Origin of the sequence: Pseudonocardia ammonioxydans (assembly GCF_900115005.1) — a bacterium.
Lineage (GTDB): Bacteria > Actinomycetota > Actinomycetes > Mycobacteriales > Pseudonocardiaceae > Pseudonocardia > Pseudonocardia ammonioxydans.
On the sequence record NZ_FOUY01000018.1, the window covers coordinates 15558 to 35896 of the forward strand.

Annotated in this window: 18 protein-coding genes and 1 pseudogene; 10 read left to right on the plus strand and 9 right to left on the minus strand. The window is 74.3% G+C overall.

Annotation, left to right across the window (positions count from 1 at the left end; all coding sequences use genetic code 11):
• Positions 1–128: 128 nt before the first annotated feature.
• The 7 genes and pseudogenes from BM093_RS17830 to BM093_RS17860 form a co-directional block, all read left to right on the plus strand.
• A pseudogene (locus BM093_RS17830) lies at positions 129–878 on the plus strand (helix-turn-helix transcriptional regulator); the annotation flags it as partial.
• Between the two features lie 322 nt (positions 879–1200).
• Positions 1201–2637, plus strand: a complete 1437-nt coding sequence (sufB, locus tag BM093_RS17835; RefSeq protein ID WP_093344878.1) for a Fe-S cluster assembly protein SufB — start codon at positions 1201–1203, stop codon at positions 2635–2637.
• On the plus strand, positions 2634–3839 hold the full coding sequence (sufD, locus tag BM093_RS17840) for a Fe-S cluster assembly protein SufD (protein WP_093344883.1): 1206 nt from the start codon (positions 2634–2636) through the stop codon (positions 3837–3839). The genes sufB and sufD overlap by 4 nt, the downstream gene beginning before the upstream one ends.
• Before the next feature lie 55 nt (positions 3840–3894).
• Positions 3895–4665 carry a Fe-S cluster assembly ATPase SufC gene (sufC, locus tag BM093_RS17845; protein WP_093344887.1) on the plus strand — a complete coding sequence of 257 codons (771 nt, stop codon included), beginning with the start codon at positions 3895–3897 and terminating at the stop codon, positions 4663–4665.
• 2 nt (positions 4666–4667) lie between these two features.
• The gene (locus BM093_RS17850; RefSeq protein WP_093344891.1) at positions 4668–5972 is read left to right on the plus strand and encodes a cysteine desulfurase; all 1305 of its coding nucleotides are present in this window, start codon (positions 4668–4670) and stop codon (positions 5970–5972) included.
• Between the two features lie 3 nt (positions 5973–5975).
• On the plus strand, positions 5976–6452 hold the full coding sequence (sufU, locus tag BM093_RS17855; protein WP_093344895.1) for a Fe-S cluster assembly sulfur transfer protein SufU: 477 nt from the start codon (positions 5976–5978) through the stop codon (positions 6450–6452).
• Entirely contained in the window at positions 6449–6868 is a 420-nt protein-coding gene (locus BM093_RS17860; RefSeq protein ID WP_093344898.1) for a metal-sulfur cluster assembly factor, read from the plus strand. Before sufU ends, BM093_RS17860 begins: the two co-directional genes overlap by 4 nt.
• 21 nt (positions 6869–6889) lie before the next feature.
• Here BM093_RS17860 and BM093_RS17865 read toward each other — a convergent pair whose 3' ends face one another.
• The 5 genes from BM093_RS17865 to BM093_RS17885 all read right to left on the minus strand — a co-directional run bounded on the left by BM093_RS17865 (position 6890) and on the right by BM093_RS17885 (position 11605).
• Positions 6890–7726 carry an arylamine N-acetyltransferase family protein gene (locus BM093_RS17865; protein WP_093344901.1) on the minus strand — a complete coding sequence of 279 codons (837 nt, stop codon included), beginning with the start codon at positions 7724–7726 and terminating at the stop codon, positions 6890–6892.
• Between the two features lie 91 nt (positions 7727–7817).
• The gene (locus BM093_RS17870) at positions 7818–8921 is read right to left on the minus strand and encodes an adenylate/guanylate cyclase domain-containing protein (RefSeq protein WP_245773601.1); all 1104 of its coding nucleotides are present in this window, start codon (positions 8919–8921) and stop codon (positions 7818–7820) included.
• Between the two features lie 12 nt (positions 8922–8933).
• Entirely contained in the window at positions 8934–9383 is a 450-nt protein-coding gene (locus BM093_RS17875; RefSeq protein WP_093344905.1) for a universal stress protein, read from the minus strand.
• Positions 9384–9550: 167 nt separating this feature from the next.
• Positions 9551–10768, minus strand: coding sequence for a lycopene cyclase family protein (locus tag BM093_RS17880; RefSeq protein ID WP_093344908.1), 1218 nt, complete (start codon positions 10766–10768; stop codon positions 9551–9553).
• Between the two features lie 57 nt (positions 10769–10825).
• On the minus strand, positions 10826–11605 hold the full coding sequence (locus BM093_RS17885; protein WP_093344911.1) for an SDR family oxidoreductase: 780 nt from the start codon (positions 11603–11605) through the stop codon (positions 10826–10828).
• A gap of 146 nt (positions 11606–11751) precedes the next feature.
• Here BM093_RS17885 and BM093_RS17890 point away from each other — a divergent pair, with 146 nt between their 5' ends.
• From BM093_RS17890 to BM093_RS17900, 3 genes are all read left to right on the plus strand, one after another.
• The gene (locus BM093_RS17890) at positions 11752–13374 is read left to right on the plus strand and encodes an ABC-F family ATP-binding cassette domain-containing protein (protein ID WP_093344914.1); all 1623 of its coding nucleotides are present in this window, start codon (positions 11752–11754) and stop codon (positions 13372–13374) included.
• Between the two features lie 337 nt (positions 13375–13711).
• Positions 13712–13921: a helix-turn-helix domain-containing protein gene (locus BM093_RS17895; protein WP_010240451.1), complete on the plus strand. Its 210-nt coding sequence runs from the start codon at positions 13712–13714 to the stop codon at positions 13919–13921.
• 154 nt (positions 13922–14075) lie between these two features.
• Positions 14076–15980 (plus strand): ABC transporter ATP-binding protein, encoded by a 1905-nt coding sequence (locus tag BM093_RS17900; RefSeq protein WP_093344917.1) that lies wholly within the window; start codon positions 14076–14078, stop codon positions 15978–15980.
• Positions 15981–16175: 195 nt separating this feature from the next.
• Here BM093_RS17900 and BM093_RS17905 read toward each other — a convergent pair whose 3' ends face one another.
• The 4 genes from BM093_RS17905 to BM093_RS17920 all read right to left on the minus strand — a co-directional run bounded on the left by BM093_RS17905 (position 16176) and on the right by BM093_RS17920 (position 20285).
• Positions 16176–17816, minus strand: coding sequence for a PepSY domain-containing protein (locus BM093_RS17905; RefSeq protein WP_177238548.1), 1641 nt, complete (start codon positions 17814–17816; stop codon positions 16176–16178).
• Between the two features lie 206 nt (positions 17817–18022).
• The gene (locus tag BM093_RS17910; protein ID WP_093344924.1) at positions 18023–18667 is read right to left on the minus strand and encodes a DAK2 domain-containing protein; all 645 of its coding nucleotides are present in this window, start codon (positions 18665–18667) and stop codon (positions 18023–18025) included.
• Positions 18664–19674 (minus strand): dihydroxyacetone kinase subunit DhaK, encoded by a 1011-nt coding sequence (locus BM093_RS17915; RefSeq protein ID WP_093344928.1) that lies wholly within the window; start codon positions 19672–19674, stop codon positions 18664–18666. The genes BM093_RS17910 and BM093_RS17915 overlap by 4 nt, the downstream gene beginning before the upstream one ends.
• 35 nt (positions 19675–19709) lie before the next feature.
• Positions 19710–20285, minus strand: a complete 576-nt coding sequence (locus BM093_RS17920) for a TetR/AcrR family transcriptional regulator (protein WP_093344933.1) — start codon at positions 20283–20285, stop codon at positions 19710–19712.
• Between the last annotated feature and the right edge of the window lie 54 nt (positions 20286–20339).

Below are 20339 nucleotides of genomic sequence, written 5' to 3' on the forward strand. Positions count from 1 at the left end.
TTAGCCGGGAGACTCCCGGCCTCCGGGGGCCGGTCCTCACCACAGCGGATGCCGTCGTGGACGTGAGCCCGGTCACGACCGAGGGGGGCGGTTTTGCTGCCCGCGGGGATATCCGCAACACTGGTGTTGTGAAAACACACCGGACCGCGCAGCAGCGCCAGGATCCCGCCTGCGGGCACGGGTCCGACGCCGTGCTGCCCGGCTCCGGGTCGGGGACCCGGGCCGCGGTGGCACGGGTCCTGATGGAGCAGGGCCCGGTCACGGCCGCCGTCGTGGCGGCCGAGCTGGAGCTCACCGAGGCCGCGGTGCGCAGGCACCTGGACGCGTTGCTGGCCGACGGGGAGGCCGAGGCCCGCGCCCCGGCCCGCTCGGTCCGCCCACGCGGGCGTGGGCGGCCGGCCAAGGAGTACCTGCTCACCGATACGGGCCGGGTCCGGTTCGGGCACGGTTACGACGACCTGGCGACCTCCGCCCTGCGTTTCCTGGCCGAGACGGCGGGGGAGCAGGCGGTGGACGCGTTCGCCCGCAGGCGGGTGCACGACCTCCTCGGGGCCGACCTGGAGTCGGTCACGGCGCCGGCAGGCCCCCAGGAGCGCGCCGAGGTGCTGGCCCGGGTGCTGAGCACCCGTGGCTACGCTGCCCAGACCCGCAGCGGCGGGCTGGGCGTGCAGCTGTGCCAGCACCACTGCCCGGTGGCGCACGTCGCCACCGAGTTCCCGGAACTCTGCGAGGCCGAGACGCGTGCCTTCGCCGAGCTGCTGGGTACCCACGTGCAGCGACTGGCCACGATCGCGCGCGGCGACGCCGCGTGCACCACACACGTCCCGCTCGAGGATCCCGAACTCCTCGCGCGGGCCCGGCACGGGGACCGGGACGAGGTCCCCACCCCCCGCGCCGGCAGTCCGCAACCACCTGCTCGGCTGCGGAAGATGCAAGAAGAAGAGGGCCCCGCCACCGGCACCGTCAATCAGCAACCCAGTGCTCGGCTGCGGAAGATGCAAGAAGAAGAGGGCCCCGCCACCGGCACCGTCAATCAGCAACCCAGTGCTCGGCTGCGGAAGATGCAAGAAGAAGAGGGCCCCGCCACCGGCACCGTCAATCAGCAACCCAGTGCTCGGCTGCGGAAGATGCAAGAAGAAGAGGGCCCCGCCGAAGGCGGGACCATCTCCCACCACGGTCCCCGAAAGGGAGGCAGTCCGAATGACGACCACTCCTGAAGTGCGCACAGAGCTCACGCAGGAGGAGACGATCGCGGCGCTCGGCCGGTACGACTTCGGCTGGGCGGACTCCGACGAGGCGGGTGCCGCTGCCAGGCGCGGCCTGTCCTCGGACGTCGTCGCCGACATCTCCCACCTGAAGGACGAGCCGGAGTGGATGCTCGAGTTCCGCCAGAAGGCGCTCGACATCTTCGGCAAGAAGCCGATGCCGCGGTGGGGCTCCGACCTGTCCGGGATCGACTTCGACAACATCAAGTACTTCGTGCGGTCCACGGAGAAGCAGGCCACCAGCTGGGAGGACCTGCCCGAGGACATCAAGAACACCTACGACAAGCTCGGCATCCCCGAGGCCGAGAAGGAGCGTCTCGTCGCCGGCGTCGCCGCGCAGTACGAGTCCGAGGTCGTCTACCACCAGATCCGTGAGGACCTGGAGGAGCAGGGCGTGGTGTTCCTGGACACCGACACCGCCCTCAAGGAGCACCCGGAGCTGTTCCGCGAGTACTTCGGCTCGGTCATCCCGGCCGGGGACAACAAGTTCTCCGCGCTGAACTCGGCCGTCTGGTCGGGTGGCTCGTTCATCTACGTGCCGCCGGGCGTGCACGTCGACATCCCGCTGCAGGCCTACTTCCGGATCAACACCGAGAACATGGGCCAGTTCGAGCGGACGCTGATCATCGTCGACGAGGGCGCCTACGTGCACTACGTCGAGGGCTGCACCGCGCCGATCTACAAGACCGACTCGCTGCACTCGGCCGTGGTGGAGATCGTGGTGAAGAAGGGCGGCCGCTGCCGCTACACCACGATCCAGAACTGGTCGAACAACGTCTACAACCTGGTCACCAAGCGCGCCAAGGCCGAGGAGGGCGCGACCATGGAGTGGGTCGACGGCAACCTCGGCTCCAAGGTGACCATGAAGTACCCGGCCGTGTGGCTGATGGGCGAGCACGCCAAGGGCGAGGTCCTGTCCGTCGCCTTCGCGGGCGAGGGCCAGCACCAGGACGCCGGCGCCAAGATGGTGCACCTGGCGCCGAACACGTCGTCGACGATCGTGTCGAAGTCGGTGGCACGCGGCGGCGGACGGACGTCCTACCGCGGCCTGATCCAGGTCAACCCGCGGGCACGCAACTCGCGGTCGACCGTGAAGTGCGACGCGCTGCTGGTGGACACGATCTCGCGGTCGGACACCTACCCCTACGTCGACATCCGCAACGACGAGGTGTCGATGGGGCACGAGGCCACCGTCTCGAAGGTCTCCGAGGACCAGCTCTTCTACCTGATGAGCCGCGGTCTGACCGAGGACGAGGCGATGGCGATGGTGGTGCGCGGGTTCGTCGAGCCGATCGCCCGCGAGCTGCCCATGGAGTACGCGCTGGAGCTGAACCGGCTGATCGAGCTGCAGATGGAGGGTTCCGTCGGATGACGAGTGACGTTGCCGGCCTCGCGCCTGAACTGAAGGGCGCCAAGGAGGGCCAGGGCGAGGTGCCGATCGCCTCGGCGGGCGAGCGGTTCCAGTCGTTCGACGTCGACGCCTTCGAGATCCCGGGCGGCCGCGAGGAGAACTGGCGGTTCACCCCGCTGCGCCGGCTGAAGGGCCTGCACGACGGCACCGCCGCGTTCGACGCGAAGCCCGCGGTCTCGGTGACCTCGGGCGGTCGTGACGCGTCCGGTCTCGACGGCGTGACCGTCGAGACGGTGGCGCGCGACGATGCCCGCCTCGGCGAGGGCGGGACCCCCGCCGACCGGGTCGCCGCTGCGGCGTGGTCGGCGTTCGCCGAGGCCACCGTGGTGACCCTGGACGGGACGCCCGACCCGGTGACGATCACGGTCGAGGGGCCCGGTGTGGGCGCCTCGGCGGCCGGTCACCTGCAGGTCCGCACCACCCCGCACACGCAGGCGACGGTCGTCGTCGAGCACAAGGGGTCGGGCGCGCTGGCCGACAACACCGAGATCGTGCTGGCCGACGGCTCCCAGCTGACGCTGGTCGTCACCGAGGAGTGGGCCGACGACGCCGTGCACGCCGGCGCCGAGCACTACCTGATCGGACGCGACGCGACGCTGCGGGCGACCGCGGTGCAGCTGGGCGGCGACCTGGTGCGCGTCACCTCGACCGTGCGCTACGCCGGTCCCGGTGGCGACGCCGAGCTGCTCGGGGTGGCGTTCACCGACGCGGGCCAGCACCTGGAGCAGCGGCTGCTCGTGGACCACGCGGTCGCGAACTGCCGTTCCAACGTGCTGTACAAGAACGCGCTGCAGAGCGACTCGAACGACGCCGCGCACGTGGTGTGGATCGGCGACGTGCTGATCCGGGCCGCCGCGGAGAACACCGAGACGTTCGAGTTCAACCGCAACCTGGTGCTCACCGAGCACGCCCGGGCGGACTCGGTCCCGAACCTGGAGATCGAGACCGGCGAGATCGCCGGCGCCGGGCACGCCTCGACCACCGGCCGGTTCGACGACGAGCAGCTGTTCTACCTGCGCAGCCGCGGCATCCCGGAGGAGCAGGCCCGCCGCCTCGTCGTGCGGGGGTTCTTCGGCGAGATCCTGAACAAGATCACCCTCCCCGAGCTGCGCGAACGCCTCGAGGCGGCCGTCGAGGCCGAGCTGGCCATCACGGGCGCCTGAGCGGAGCTCGCGCAGCGCACATCGGGCACAGCGACCACCACCACGAAAAGAGATCATGTCCACTCTGGAGATCAAGGACCTGCACGCCTCGGTCGAGACCGAGGACGGTCCGAAGGAGATCCTGCGCGGGGTGAACCTCACCGTCCGCGCGGGCGAGACGCACGCGATCATGGGGCCGAACGGCTCCGGCAAGTCCACGCTGGCCTACGCCGTCGCCGGACACCCGAAGTACCAGGTCACCTCCGGTGAGGTGCTCCTGGACGGCGAGAACGTCCTGGAGATGGAGGTCGACGAGCGGGCCCGCGCCGGCCTGTTCCTGGCCATGCAGTACCCGGTCGAGGTCCCGGGCGTGTCGATGGCGAACTTCCTGCGCTCGGCCGCGACCGCGGTCCGCGGCGAGGCGCCGAAGCTGCGGACCTGGGTCAAGGAGGTCAAGGACGCCATGGCGGACCTCGACATCTCCTCCGAGTTCGCCGACCGCTCGGTCAACGAGGGCTTCTCCGGCGGCGAGAAGAAGCGCCACGAGGTGCTGCAGCTCGGCCTGCTGAACCCGAAGTTCGCCGTGCTGGACGAGACCGACTCCGGCCTCGACGTCGACGCCCTGCGCGTCGTCTCCGAGGGTGTCAACCGCTACCGCGCGAGCGGCGAGACCGGCGTCCTGCTGATCACGCACTACACCCGGATCCTGAACCACATCACCCCGGACCGGGTGCACGTGTTCGCCGGTGGCCGCATCGTCGAGTCCGGCGGCCCGGAGCTGGCCGACGAGCTCGAGCGCAACGGCTACCAGCGGTTCGTCCAGGCCGAGCAGAAGGCGCTGGCCTGATCATGACGACCGTGCACGGAACCGGGACCACGGCCGGGCTGGACGCCGCCGCCGTGGCCCGGATCCGGGCGGACTTCCCGATCCTCGGGCGTACGGTGCGCGAGGAGAAGCCGCTGGTCTACCTCGACTCCGGTGCGACGTCGCAGCGTCCGCGCCAGGTGCTCGACGCCGAGCGCACGTTTCTGGAGCGGCACAACGCGGCCGTGCACCGGGGCGCGCACCAGCTCGCCGAGGAGGCCACCGACGCCTACGAGTCCGCCCGGTCGCGCATCGCGGCGTTCGTCGGCGCCGGGGAGGACGAGGTCGTGTTCGTCAAGAACGCGACCGAGGGCATCAACCTGGTCGCCTACGGCGTCGGCAACGCCTCGGTCCGGACCGGGCTCGACGCCGCCTCCGAGCGGTTCGCGCTCGGCCCCGGCGACGAGGTCGTGGTCACCGAGCTGGAGCACCACGCCAACCTGGTGCCCTGGCAGGAGCTGTGCCGGCGCACCGGGGCGACCCTGCGCTGGTACGCCGTCACCGACGAGGGCCGGATCGACCTCGACTCGCTCGAACTCTCGGACCGGACGAAGATCGTGGCCTTCACCCATCAGTCGAACGTCACCGGTGCGGTCGCGCCGGTCGCGCAGCTGGTGGAGCAGGCCCGTGCGGTGGGTGCGCTGACCGTGCTCGACGCCTGCCAGTCGGTGCCGCACATGCCGGTCGACCTGGCGGCGCTCGGCGTCGACTTCGCGGTGTTCTCCGGGCACAAGATGCTCGGGCCGTCCGGGGTCGGCGTGCTGTACGGGCGCCGGGAGCTCCTCGAGGCGCTGCCCCCGTTCCTCACCGGCGGTTCGATGATCGAGCTGGTGCGGATGGAGGGCTCGACCTACGCGCCGCCGCCGCAGAAGTTCGAGGCCGGGGTGCCGATGACGTCGCAGGCCGTGGGCCTGGGCGCCGCGGTGGACTACCTCGGGCAGATCGGGATGGACACGGTCGCGGCGCACGAGGCGACGCTGACCGCCGCGGCGCTCGAGCAGCTGTGCGCGATCGACGGTCTCACGGTCGTCGGCCCGCCGGGGGCCGAGCTGCGCGGGGGAGCGGTGTCGTTCGTGGTGGACGGCATCCACGCCCACGACCTGTCCCAGGTGCTCGACGACCGGGGCGTCGCGATCCGGGTGGGCCACCACTGCGCCTGGCCGCTGCACCGCCGGTTCGGGATCGTCGCGACGGCGCGGGCGTCGTTCGCGGTGTACAACACCACGGAGGAGGTCGAGGCGCTCGCCGACGGCGTGCGCGCGGCCCAGAAGTTCTTCGGGACGGTCTAGACGATGCAGATCCAGCAGATGTACCAGGAGCTGATCCTGGACCACTACCGCGACCCGCACGGGTCCGGCCTGCGCGAGCCCTACGACGCCGAGTCCCACCACGTGAACCCCACGTGCGGGGACGAGGTGACGCTGCGGGTGAAGGTCGACACCGCCGCGGGGGCGATCGCCGACGTCTCCTACGAGACCCTGGGCTGCTCGATCAGCCAGGCCTCGGTGTCGGTGCTGCACGACCTCCTCGTGGGGAAGTCGATCGACGAGGCGTGGCGGATCCTGGGCTCGTTCCAGGAGATGGCGCAGGGGCGCGGCCAGGTCGAGCCCGACGAGGAGGTGCTCGGCGACGGCGTCGCCTTCGCCGGCGTCGCCCGCTACCCGGCACGGGTGAAGTGCGCGCTGCTCGGCTGGATGGCGTTCAAGGACGCGGTCAGCCGTACCGACCTGACGATCGACATGCCCGACACGGAGGGATCTCCGGCATGAGTGAGACGACCGAGAACACCACCACGACCGACGACGGCGTCGTCCGCGGTGCGGCCGGGATGCCCGAGCCCCCGGCCGCGGCGGCCGGTGGCGAGGGCGCCTCGGTGGACCAGCTGGAGGAGGCGATGAAGGACGTCGTCGACCCCGAGCTGGGCATCAACGTCGTCGACCTCGGCCTGGTCTACGGCATCGACCGCGACGGCGACACCGCCGTGGTCGACATGACGCTGACGTCCGCGGCCTGCCCGCTGACCGACGTGATCGAGGAGCAGACCCGCTCCGCGCTCACCGCCGGCCCGGACGGCGGCCTGGTCTCCGACGTCCGGATCAACTGGGTCTGGATGCCGCCGTGGGGCCCGGAGAAGATCACCGAGGACGGCCGCGAGCAGCTGCGCGCCCTCGGCTTCCGGGTCTGAGGCTCGGCCCGCACCGGCAGCTCACGCGCCGGTGAAGTGGACCCGGCGGACCCGTTCCGCCAGGCCCGCGACGCCGGCGGTGTCGATGCCGAACACCTCGTCCAGCGCCTGCAGGACCTCGGCCGGGGAGCCCAGCTCGTGCTCCTCGGCCACGGTCCCGGGCCCGCGCACCGTGAGCCGGTTCCCGCTCAGCGTGCTGCGCCGGTCGGGCCCGGACAGCGCCACGGCCAGCCCGCGGCGAAACCCGGAGTCCGGGTGGTGGGTCAGGTACCACGAGCCCATCGCGTAGTCGATCGCGGGCGTCGGGGTGAGGTCGAAGACGTACTGGTCGGCCCAGTCGCCGCTGCCGCGCCGTTCCAGTACCCAGGTGTCGCCGGGGCCGCGCCGGTAGCGGTACTCGGCCTGCGCGGTGCGCTGCACCGTGCCGGCCTCCAGTCGCAACGGCTCGGTGGGGGTGGTCGCCCCGAAGCCGACGTCGGCGGTGAACACACCCTCGTCGGTCTCGACCAGGGTCAGCCGGTGCGTGCGTGAGGTCGCCGCCGCGCTCGCGTCCAGGCCCAGCCGGACCCGCCCGACCAGCGGCGTGACCCGGTAGCCGAGTTCGTCCAGCACGTCGTGCAGCAGCCGGTTGTGCTCGAAGCACCAGCCGCCGCGCCGGCCGTGCACCAGCTTCGCGGCGACGGCCCCGCCGTCCACGGGCGGCTCGGTCCCGGTGAACGGGTCGAGGTTCTCGAACGGGATCGTCGCGTTGTGGCCGCGGACGATCCGGGCCAGCAGGTCCGGTCCGACCTGCGCGTCGGCGGCGCCGATCCGGTCCAGGTAGGACGCCACGGTCGGGGTGGCGGTGGTCGTCGTCATGCGGCCCAGCGTGCCGGGTGAACCGGACTTCAAGTCAAGCGCCCGGCGGGGGATCGCTCAGTGTTTCCGAGGGCTCAGTGCTCCCGAGTGCTCAGCGTTCCCGGGCGCCGCGCAGCGCCCACGCCCGCAGGTGGCTGTACCCGCGGGTGTGCAGGGTGGCGATCCGGCGCAGGTCGAACCGCGGGTCGTCGCGCAGCGCCTCGTGCATCTCGCGGTCCACCAGCACCGTGTCCGGGCGGGCCTCCGAGGTCAGGCGGGCGGCGACGTTGACGACCTCGCCGTAGACGTCGCCGTAGCGCGCGAGCACCATGCCGTTCGCGATCCCGATCCGCAGCGGCGGCAGCGACGGCTCGCCCCGCACCCGGTCGCGCAGGCCGAGCGCGATCGCGGCGGCGTCGGCCGGGTGCTCGGTGACGTAGAGGACCTCGTCGCCGACGGTCTTGATGACCCGGCCGCGCCCGTTCGCGATCACCTCGTTGGTCACCGCGCCGAACCGCTCGATCATCTCGCCGAGCTCGTCCATCGACCGGCGCCGGGTGGTGCGGGTGAAGCCGACCATGTCGGCGAACCCGACCGCGAGCGGCCAGGTGTCGGCGGCGATGTGCTGGGCGTCGCTGCGCTGCGCGCCCGCGGTCCAGCGGGCCGCGGTGGCGGCGAGGTGGCGCCGCCACACGTAGGACTGCAGCTCCTCCAGCTCGGGCAGCACCTGCGCGGCGAGCTGGGCGGCGGCCCGCGGGGTCAGCTCACCCACCTGCGCGGCCGCCATCTGGGCCAGCATCCCGATCTGCCACTCGGCCAGCCGGGACAGCGACTGGGCGATCGCGCGCGCCACGGCCTCGCGTGCCGACGGGTCCGGCAGCCAGTCCTGGCTGAGCGTGGTGACCTTGCGCGCGGCGTGCAGGTCGGCCCGGGTGAACACACGTTCCTGCGGGTCCGAGTCCGGGAAGCCCAGGGCCTGCCACAGCCGGCCCGACTCCTCGGGGTCCAGCCCCGCCGCCTCGACGAGCTCGTCGCGGGTGAACTCGCGCGGCGTGCCCAGGATGAGCTCGTCGAGGACGCCGCCCTCCAGCTCGCTCCAGTCGACGGAGCCGGGGTCGGGCAGCGGCTGGTCCGCTCCGGCGGGACCGGGCTCGGTCGACCCTCCGGCGGAGCCGGGCTCGGTGGGCCCTGCGGCGGAGCCGGGCTCGGTGGACACAGCCCGGCCCGCTCAGGTGGTGTGGACGACCAGGACGTCCACACCGGCCCGGCGGGTGGCGTCGGACGGCACCGAGCCCAGCAGCCGTCCGGAGAGGGTGTTGAGCCCGCGGTTGCCGACGACGAGCAGGTCGGCGTGGTGGGTGGTGACGGCCTTGCGCAGGACGTCGACGGGCGCCCCGTCCTCGGCGTGGGTGGTGACGTTCTTCGCGCCCACGGCCGCGGCGCGGTCGGCGGCCTCGCGCAGCGCCTCCTCGGCCGGGGTCCAGCCGGTGACGAGGTGGGCCTCGTCCTTGAGGGCGTCCTCGGCGGCCGCGGTGTCCTCGCGGCTGGCCGGGGTGTAGGCGGACACGACGACGAGGGTCGCGCCGCTGTCGGCGGCGACACCGGCGGCGCGCTCGACGGCGGCGAACGAGGTGGACGAGCCGTCGGTCCCGACGACGATGGTCCGGTAAGCGGACATGGGCAGCCTCCGTTGGGGAGCGGGCCGGCCCGGTCGCGCCGCTCGTCGGCGGCGTCCGGTCGGCCCACGAGTGCTGTGTCTGGCGTCTGGCGTCTGGCAGGAACTGATCCGGCAAGTGCTCCGACGCTACTACGGGTAGCCCGTTAACTGATCATGACACCGCACCGTCATCGCCCGATCGAGTGAAAAGATGCCGCCGATCGAAGCATGTGGGCCTTGATCCGGGGCGTCGCCGCCCGGAAGACGCCGCTCATGCCGGCCAGGGTGCCGGGCAGGTCGTCGCGTCCGGTGAGGAACGCCCGCCCGCTGTGCCCGGCGAAGAAGGCGTCGAAGAACCCCGGCACCAGCGCCGCGGGCAGGTCCAGCACGGTGCGCAGCCCGTGCCGGCGCAGCCGGTGCACCGCCCGGGCCGACGGCGACCAGAGCAGCCGGTCCGCCGCCGCGCTCGCCCCGGCCGCGTCGCCGGGCAGGTGGCGGGCCAGCGCGGCGGCCAGCTGAGGGGCGAGCCGGAGCGCGGGGGCGACGCTGAACCCGGTCGCCGGGTGCACCAGCGGTGTCGCGGCGCCGAACGGGACCGGGTGCCGCGGCCCGCGCGGGGTGTCGACCGGGAACCGCACCCGCTCGGCCGGTGCGTCGGCCGGGATCTCGACGCCGAGTGCGGCCAGCCGGGCGGCGAGCCGTTCGCGCAGCTCGGGCAGCGGCAGCCCGGGGCGGCGGGCGAGGGAGGTCTCCTCCAGCAGCACCGTGCCGTCGCCGTAGGGCACGGCGTAGAGGAACGTCGGCCAGTCGGTCCAGCCCGCCCGTCCGGCCTCCGCCGGCGGGCGCCAGTCCATGAAGACGGCCTCTCCGGGCCCGACGACCGCGGCGGCCGTCGCCTCCGCGACGACGACGCCGTACGCGGTCTGCTCGGCCCGCACCCCCGTCGCCGGGCGCAGCCGGGAGGGGGCACCGGTGGCGTCGACGACGAGCCCGGCGGTCGTGTCCGCCGGGGCCCCGGCGGTGCCGGTCCGGCGCAACCGGACCCGGTACCGGCCGCCCGCCGCGACGACGTCGTCGCTCTCGACGCGCCCGGTCAGGACCGTCACCGCGCCGAGCCGGGAGTCCAGGTGCGCGCGCAGGCCCGCGGTGTGCAGGACGGCGTAGGGCCCCAGGTCCCGGTCGCCGCCTGCGCCGGGCAGCACCGCCCGCGCGAGCGGCCGCGCCGCGACCGCGGACCCGGGCAGGTCGTCGGGCAGCTCCTCGGGCCACGCGCAGTAGGTGGCGCTCCACGGCCGCTCCGGGGCCGGGTCGGCGAGCGCGGTCCGCAGGCCCCGCCCCGCGCACGCCCCGGCGAGCGCGCGCCCGGCGGGCCCGCCGCCGACCACCAGGACGTCGACCTCGTCCACTCGGTTCCCTCCGCGTTGCTGCTCGTTCCGCCCCGGGGGCGCCGACCCGGGCCGGGGTCAGCCGTGCCGGCCCGCGGCCAGACTGCCACCGTCGACCCGCAGCGTCTCGCCGGTGATCCAGGACGCGGCGTCGGACACCAGGAAGGCGACGGCCTCGGCGACGTCGGAGGGGACACCCAGGCGCCGCATCGGGTACCCGTCGGCGACGCCCTGCTCGTCGTGGGCGTAGAGGGCCTCGGCGAAGCGGGTCTTCACCACGGCCGGGGCGACCGCGTTCACCCGGATCCCCGGCCCGAGCTGCCCGGCCAGCTCCTCGGTCAGCTTGATCAGCGCCGCCTTCGACGCGCCGTACGCCGCGATCACCCCGGTGGGCCGCAGGCCGCCGACCGAGGCCACGTTCACCACCGATCCGCCGTGCGCACCCAGCCAGGCCCGGTGCGCCTGCTGGACGAACCCGAGCGCAGCGACCACGTTGACCTCGAAGATCTTCCGGACGGCGTCGAGGTCGGCCTCGACCAGCGGGCCGTACTGCGGGTTGACCCCGGCGTTGTTGACCAGCACGTCGAGCGACCCGAACGCCGCGACCGTGCGGTCCACCGCCTCGGCGCGGTGCTCGGCGTCGCCGGCGTTGCCGGGCACGGCGAGGACCCGCCCGGCGTCCACCCCGGCCCGGGCGGCGAGCTCCTCGGCGGCCGCGGTGAGCTCGGGGACCTTCCGCCCGGTGATCGCCACGGACGCGCCGCGCGCGAGCAGGCCCGCCGCGATGCCGTGGCCGATGCCGCGGGACGCCCCGGTGACCAGCGCCGCCCGGCCGGACAGGGAGGTGAGATCGGTCATGGATGCCGACCCTACGTCGGTATCGGCTTGCCCCCGGCCGTAGCCTGGAGCCGTGGTCCTGATCGAGTAGCCGACGTCGCCGGGGACCCGTGTGTCCTCCCGTCCGCCTCTCAGCGTCCCACCCACTCCGTCTGGAGCTCCTTCACGTGATCACCACGACCGACCTCGAACTGCGTGCCGGCTCGCGGATCCTGCTCTCCGGGGCGGACCTGCGCGTCCAGCCCGGCGACCGGATCGGCCTGGTCGGCCGCAACGGTGCGGGCAAGACCACCTCGATGCGGGTGCTCGCCGGCGAGGGCGAGCCGTACTCCGGTGCGGTCACGGCGAACTCGCCGATCGGCTACCTGCCGCAGGACCCGCGCGAGGGCGACCTGTCGATCAGCGCCCGGGACCGGGTGCTCTCCGCCCGCGGCCTGGACACGCTGCTGGCGAAGATGGAGAAGGCCCAGACCTCGATGGCCGAGCTGGTCGACGGCCCGGAGAACGAGAAGGCCGTGCGCGAGTACGGCCGCCTGGAGGAGCGTTTCGCCGCGCTCGGCGGGTACGCCGCGGAGTCCGAGGCGGCCCGGATCTGCACCCATCTCGGGCTGCCCGACCGGGTGCTCGGCCAGCCGATGCGGACGCTGTCCGGTGGCCAGCGCCGCCGGGTGGAGCTGGCCCGCATCCTGTTCGCGGCCTCCGACGGTGGCTCCCGATCGGCGACCACGCTGCTGCTCGACGAGCCGACCAACCACCTCGACGCCGACTCGATCTCCTGGCTGCGCGGGTTCCTGCAGAGCCACGAGGGCGGGCTCGTGGTGATCAGCCACGACACCGACCTGCTGGCCGCGGTCGTCAACAAGGTGTGGTTCCTCGACGCGACCCGCGGCGAGGCCGACCAGTACAACATGGACTGGCGGCGCTACCTGGAGGCGCGCGCGACCGACGAGAAGCGCCGCCGCCGGGAGCGGGCCAACGCCGAGAAGAAGGCGTCCGCGCTGCACACCCAGGCCGCCAAGATGGGGGCCAAGGCGACCAAGGCCGTCGCGGCGAAGAACATGGCGCGCCGGGCCGACCAGCTGCTCGCCGGGCTGGACGACGAGCGCCAGGCCGACCGCGTTGCCAAGATCCGGTTCCCGACGCCGGCGTCCTGCGGCCGGACCCCGATGACGGCGGAGGGGCTGTCCAAGGCCTACGGCTCGCTGGAGGTGTTCACCGGCGTCGACCTCGCCGTGGACCGTGGGGCCAAGGTCGTGGTGCTCGGCCTCAACGGTGCGGGCAAGACGACGCTGCTGCGGATGCTGGCGGGTACCGAGACCCCCGACGCGGGTGAGGTCGTGCCCGGCCACGGGCTGCGGACCGGCTACTTCGCCCAGGAGCACGACACCCTCGACATGGACGGGTCGGTCTGGGACAACATCCGGCACGCCTCGCCGGACGCCCCGGAGCAGCAGCTGCGCACGCTGCTGGGCTCGTTCATGTTCTCCGGCGAGCAGCTCGACCAGCCGGCCGGGACGCTGTCCGGCGGCGAGCGCACCCGGCTGGCGCTGGCCGGGCTGGTGTCGTCGGCGGCGAACGTGCTGCTGCTCGACGAGCCGACGAACAACCTCGACCCCGCCAGCCGCGAGCAGGTGCTCGACGCGCTGCGCCGGTTCGAGGGAGCGGTCGTGCTCGTGACGCACGACCCGGGTGCGGTCGAGGCCCTCGAGCCGGACCGGGTGATCGTGCTGCCGGACGGCACCGAGGACCACTGGTCGGCCGACTACCTCGAGCTCGTCCAGCTGGCGTGACCGGCGGCCGGGAGCCCGCACGCCCCGCCCGTCGACCGGTCGTCGCACGGTCGTGTGACCACCCGTCCGGAGCATCATGATCGTCGATCTCCGCGGAGCAGAACGCGCGCTGTTGTTCGTATTGTGTGCCACCGGTTCCATCGGGTGACGGCACTCTGCTGATCGAAGGACGGCTATTCGGCCGGTCACTGATCACTATGCGCCGTTCGGTGTAACCGTTCACCGATCCCGTTTTCCGCGTTCTGGCGGCAAATGGTCATCTGGATCATCATGGCCTGATCGTCGCGCCGGTTGCGGCGGTCCGCGGGGGCATCCGCGGTGGGGATGAGGAGGGCCGATGGCCGAGCTGAAGAAGGGCGCCCGGATCACCGGGACACAGCGGGGGAAACTCGCGGCGGACCTGAAGAAGAAGTACGAGAAGGGCGCCAGCATCCGGTCGCTCGCCGAGCAGACCGGGCGGTCGTACGGATTCGTGCACCGCGTTCTCTCCGAGACCGGTGTGACACTGCGTGGTCGCGGCGGGGCCACCCGGACCAAGAAGAAGTAGCCAGGAGCTCCGTCGGGAGCGGGCGACGCCGTCGGCCGGGCCGCAGGACCGGCCCGGGGGGCGGCGTCGTCGCAGGTCGGGCTCCACCGGGTCGCCCGGCCCGCGCCGTCGTAACGTGAACCTTCGCCGTCCACCACCGGCGAAGGGAACATCATTGGATCGCCCGCTCACCCTGATGCGCGGGGTCGTCCGGGGAGCGGACTCACCGTCCATCCGCCGCGGCTCCGTCGCGCCGGGCACCTGGCCCCGGATCTGGGGTTTCGTCCGGCCCTACCGGCGCTGGCTGATCGCCTACCTGGCGCTGACCACCGTCACCGCCGTGATCGGCGTCGTGACCCCGTTGCTGGCCGGCCGGGTGGTCAACACGATCGTCGCCGCCCGGGAGATCCCGGACGCCGCCCGCGTCGTCATCGTGATCGCCGCCGGGATCGCCGGGATGGCCGTGCTCGAGGCGGTCGTCGGGCTCGCCGGGCGCTGGTTCTCGTCCCGGCTCGGCGAGGGCCTCATCGAGGACCTGCGGGTCGCGGTGTTCTCGCACGTGCAGTCGATGCCGCTGGCCTTCTTCGCCCGCACCCGCACCGGTGCGCTGGTCAGCCGGCTCAACAACGACGTCATCGGGGCCCAGACCGCGATCACCAGCACGCTGTCGACGGTGCTGGCCAACACCATCCAGCTCGTGCTGGCCGTCGCGGTGATGATCGGGCTGGCGTGGCAGGTCACCGTGCTCGCGATGCTCCTGCTGCCGGTGTTCGTGCTCCCCGCGCGCCGGATGGGCACCTGGCTCGCCGAGCTGCGCCGCGAGGCCGCCGAGCTGAACGCGACCATGGGCAACCAGATGACCGAGCGGTTCTCCGCGCCCGGCGCCACGCTGGTGAAGCTGTTCGGCGACCCCGACGAGGAGGCGGGGGTGTTCCGGGGCCAGGTCTCCCGGGTCCGCGAGATCGGGGTGCGCTCGGCCATGGTGTCGCGGCTGTTCGTGACCGCGCTGCAGCTGGTGTCCGCGCTCGCCCAGGCGCTGATCTACGGGCTCGGCGGCTACCTGGCGGTGACCGGTGCCATCCCGGCCGGCACGGTCGTCGCGCTCGGGCTGCTGCTCACCCGGCTGTACACCCCGATGACGGCGCTGGCGAACGCCCGCGTCGACGTCATGACCGCGCTGGTCGCGTTCGAGCGGGTCTTCGAGGTCCTGGACCTGCGGCCGACGATCACCGAGCGACCGGATCCGCGGCCGGTGCCCGACGGCCCGGTCGACGTGCGGCTGCGCGCGGTGCGCTTCACCTACCCCAGCGCCGCCGACGTGTCGCTGGCCTCGCTGGAGGAGGTCGCCGTGCTCGACCAGCGGAGCCACTCCGAGGTGCTGCACGGTGTCGACCTGCACGTGCACGGCGGCGGGCTGCTCGCGCTGGTCGGGCCCTCGGGTGCGGGCAAGTCGACGCTCGCGGCACTGGTGCCCCGGCTGTACGACGTCGACTCCGGCGCCGTGGAGCTGTCCGGCACCGACGTGCGGGACCTGGACTTCGCGACGCTGCGGCGCACCGTCGGCATGGTCACCCAGGACGGGCACCTGTTCCACGACACGATCGCGCAGAACCTGCGCTACGCGGCGCCGGAGGCCGGCGAGGCCGAGATGGTCGACGCGCTGCGCCGGGCCCGCCTCGGCGAGCTGCTCGAGGCGCTGCCGGACGGGCTCGACACGGTGGTGGGGGAGCGCGGCTACCGGCTCTCCGGCGGGGAGCGCCAGCGCCTGACGATCGCCCGGCTGCTGCTCGCGAAGCCGCGGGTGGTGATCCTCGACGAGGCCACCGCGCACCTGGACTCCGAGTCGGAGGTGGCGGTGCAGGAGGCGCTGACCGAGGCCCTCGCCGGGCGGACGGCGATCGTGATCGCGCACCGGTTGTCCACCGTGCGCTCGGCGGACCGGATCGCCGTGCTGGACGCGGGCCGGGTCGTCGAGAGCGGTACCCACGAGGAGCTGCTGGCCGCGAACGGCCGGTACGCGTCGCTGTACCGGACCCAGTTCGCGCCGCAGACCGGGGAGCGGACCGCCCGGGGCGCGTGAACCCGTGCCCCGACCCCTGCCCCGAGCCCGCCCGGCCGTCGCCGAGTCACCCCGGGTGACGACCCGGGCGGAGCCCGCGGCGGTCGGCGAGGCGGGTGCTCGCCGCACGGCTCGCCGCGGTGCCCGGCCCGGGATCGTCGAGCCCGCCGGTGACGATGCTCGCCACCGGCGGCCGCGGCCCTGGGCCACGCTGTGTCAGGACCGCCGGCCCCGGGCACGCCGCCGCCGGCGCCGGCTGTAGGGGTTGCGCGCCCGGCGGCCCGGCTCGCACGGGGCGGGCGGCCCGGGCGCGGCGGCGTTCCCGGCTGCCGCGTTCCTGGCTGCCGCGTTCCCGTCGGTGGCGTCCTGGGCCCGGGCCGGCGGCAACGTGCCCGGCGGGTGCCGGCGCTGCGCCGGCACCGGTGCTACCGGCCCGTTCCGGGGTGCGGGCGGCCGGTCGGCAACCGTCGCCGGCGATGCCGCGCCGCCGTCGGCCTCCGGCGCCGTACCGGCATCGACCGGCGGCGTCGTGCGGCTGCCGCTTCCCGGTGGCGTGGTGCCGCGCCCGCCCGCCGAGGTGGTGCGCGTGCCGTCCGCCGGTGAGGTCCCGGCCGCGGACCCGACCGGGGCCGCGCTCCGGTGGACCGCGGCCGGGTGCGGGACGGCCGGGGACGCCGACGCGGCGACCGGCGGGGGAGCGACCTGGGTGGCCGCCTGCGCGGTGCCGCCGCCCGGGGCCGTCCGGACGAGCGCGACCGTCCGGAGCGCGGGCACCCGGCACCCGCCGTGCTCGGGTCGCGACCGGGCCGCGCCGGCCCCGGCCGGCCGGACCGGCACCGTGGCGGGCAGCACCGGTCGGCCCACCCCCGCCGGGATCGACACCGCGGCCGGCAGGCGTGGCGCGCGCGGTGCAGCCGGTGGCTGGTGCCGCGGTGCCGTCGCCGGGGTGTGCCGGTCCGTGACCAGCGCCGCGTCGGCCACGACCGAGCCGGCCACGACGTGGTCCGGGAGCCCGGGCGGGGCGCCGGGCCCGGCAGGGGGAGCACCCGCCACCGCGCCGGAACCCGTGTCCCCGGAACCCGGGCCGGTGCGCGCGCGCCGGGTGGGTCCGAGGCCCGGTCCGGTCGTGTCCGTCCCGGACTCGACGGCGGGACGGCCCGCCCCGGCTGCCGACGCGCCGGGCTCGGCGGCCCGCGGGTCCGCCGCTGTCCGCTGCCGCGGGATCGCCGGCGCCCGCCCGGTCCCCGCCCGGCGGGTGCGCCGGGTGCGGATCCGCCACGTCCGGATCCCGGACCCGGCGACGTAGAGCACCGCCAGCCCGGCCAGCGCCCAGGGCACCCGGGCCCACCCGGGCACGAACGCCCCGGAGTGCAGGCCCAGGCCCCCGATGCCGGTGGCCATCCCGGGCCCGGCCCGGAGCACCCCGTTCACCGCACCGGTGACCGCCCACACCAGCAGCAGCGGCAGCGCCGCCAGCGCGGCGAGGTCGTGCAGGTCGCGGTGCCGCCGGAACGGGCCGCGGTCGAACTTGGGCCGCAGCGTGGCCCGGACCGCGCGGCCGAACCGGCGCACCGGCCACCAGGCCGCCACGCCGCTCAGCGCCAGCCCGGCCAGCGCGGCGCCGAGCACGCCCAGCCCGAGCCCGCCCCAGGTCGTCCCACCCAGTCCCGGCACGGCGGCGGCGAGCGCCGGCACGTGCCCGGGCAGGTGCGGGCAGGCCAGCCCGCAGTCGTGCAGGTTGAGCAGCAGCCCCCAGAACGGCCCGTCGGCACCGTCCCCGGCGAGCTCACGCCGGTAGAGCAGCAGCGTCCCGGTGCCGAACTCGACCAGCAGCACGAGCGCGAGCCCGAGACCCACCCGCCGGTGTACGACCGCGCTCCGCCTGCGGACGCCGTTCGGTGTCCGCTTCCGTGTCCGCCCCATGGTCCCCCCGGCACATCGGCGTCGGGGACGACCGAAGTGGATCCGGCCGCCGGGGGCAACCGGGTTCCTGGCTCCGAAAAGGACGGACAGGGACGATTGCGGACCAACCGCCCGGGAGGATCACCCGGTCGTGAGGTGGGTCACGCCGCGGCCGGCAGCGGCGACGGCAGATCGGCGCCGGGCTCGGCGACCGTCGCGATCGTCCAGAACAGCAGCGCCACCCCGACCGCCCCGGGATCCTGGGCGCCCTTCGCCCGTTCCCCCAGGTAGGACGCCCGGCCGTGCCGCGCGGTGAGCTCCGCGGTCCGCTCGGCGCCCTCGCGCGCCGCGGTCGCCGCCGCGGCGTAGCCGTCGCGGCCGAGTGCGGCCACCGCGGGGGCGAGGGCGTCGACCAGCGTCCGGTCGCCCTCCTCGGCCTCGCCGACCCGCTGGATCGCGGTCAGCCCGGCCCGCGCACCGGACGCCAGCGCCGCGAGGTCGTCGTCGGCGGGGCCGGATGCTCCCGTGGCGCCGTGCGCCGTGGTCAGGGCCCGCGCGATCTCGGTGAACAGCAGCCCGAGCAGCGGCCCGCTGGTGCCGCCGACCTCGTCGAGGAACACCTCGCCCAGCGCGGCGAACCCGCGCCGCGGCCCGCGCTCGGCGAGCCCGACCGCGTGCCGCACACCGGCCCGCAGGTTGTCGCCGAAGTCGCCGTCCCCGGAATGCTGGTCGAGGTCGGTGAGCGCGCCGTGGCCGTCCTCGACGGCGCGGGCGAAGCGGTCCAGCACCGCGTCCTGGTCGATCATCGGGTCTCCTCGGTGCGGCGGGGGAACGCCGCGGTCTCGGCGGGCGCGGCCCAGTGGTCCTTCCAGGACGGCTGCATCCGGGTCAGCGTGAGCGAGAACCCGGCCATGTCCAGCGCCGGCACGAACGTGCCGACCAGCAGCCCGGCCCGGGTGAGCCCGCGTTCGGTGAGCCCGGCCGAGGCGAGCTCGGCGAGCACGTAGAGCTCCAGCAGCGTCGTCGCGCCCATCCCGTTGACGACGAGCACGCAGTCGTCGGGACCGTCCGGCAGCCCGGCGACGAGCTCGTCGAGCATCCGGGCGACGAGCTCCTCGGTCGGCGGCCGCGGGATCGACGCCCGCGCCCGCTCGCCGTGGATGCCCACGCCGTAGTCCAGCTCGCCGTCCAGGGCGAACGCCGGTTCCCCGGTCCGGGCCGAGGTCTGGGCCCGGGACGCGACGGCGAGGCTGCGCGAGGCCGCGGCGACGTCGGTGCCCAGAGCGGTGAGCTCGTCGAGGCCCGCGCCGGTGTCGGCGGCGGCGCCGAGGATCTTCTCCACGACCACGGTCGCCCCGGTCCCGCGGCGGCCGGTCGCGGTGTCGAGGCCGTCGGTGGCCAGGTCGTCGTCGACCAGCACCCGGCCGACGTCGACACCCTCCATCCGCAGCCGCTCGGCGGCGATGCCGAAGTTGATCCGGTCGCCGGTGTAGTTCTTCACGACGTGGATCACGCCCGCGGGCCCGGCCGCGGCCCGCGAAGCGTGCAGCACGGCCTTGTTGTGCGGGGAGGTGAACACCGGCCCGGGGGCGACGGCGTCGAGCATCCCGCGGCCCAGGAAGCCGGCGTGCAGCGGCTCGTGCCCGGACCCGCCGCCGGAGACGAGGCCGACCCGGCGGCCGGGTGCCCGGTGCCGGGCGACGACGTGGATCGGGTCCTCGTGCAGCTCGACGAGATCGGCGTGCGCGCGGCTGAACCCGCGGACGGCGGCCGGGACCGGATCGTCACCGGCCGGGTGGAAGGGGAACGGCATGGACCCGATCATCCGCGCCCGCGGCGGGGGCCCCGTCACGGGGTGCGGGCGGCGGCGCGCACCCCGTTCTCCACGACGTCGAGGACCGGGCCGAGGTCGTCGACGGGCAACCCCATCGCCAGGTGCGAGACCAGGCCCTCCAGCACCAGCTCCAGGTACTGGGCCAGCACCGGGATCGGCACGTCGTCGCGCAGCGCACCGGCGGCGGCCTGCCGCTCCAGCCGGGCCCGGGTCGCGGCGGTGAGCGCTCCGGAGTGCTCCTGCCAGCGGGCCCGGAACTCCGGGTCGGTGCGCAGCCGCCGGGACACCTCCAGGCGGGTCCCGAGCCAGCTGCGGTCGCCGTGCGCGTCGAGCAGGTCGCGCATCACCTGCACCAGGCCCTGCTCGGCGACGACGTCGGCCATCCGGCCCGCGTCCTGCTCGGCCAGCGCCAGGAACAGCGCCTCCTTGTCCCGGAAGTAGTGGAAGATGGCACCGCGGGACAGCCCCGTGTACTGCTCCAGGCGCCGTACGGTGGCGCCCTCGTAACCGTGGTCGGCGAAGCACGTGCGCGCGCCGTCCAGGATCTGGCGCCGGCGGGCGGCGAGCTGGTCGGTGCTCACGCGGGGCATGCCCCCAGTATTCCGTACGGTTGTCCGGCTTGCCCGGGCCCGGGCCCCCGCGAC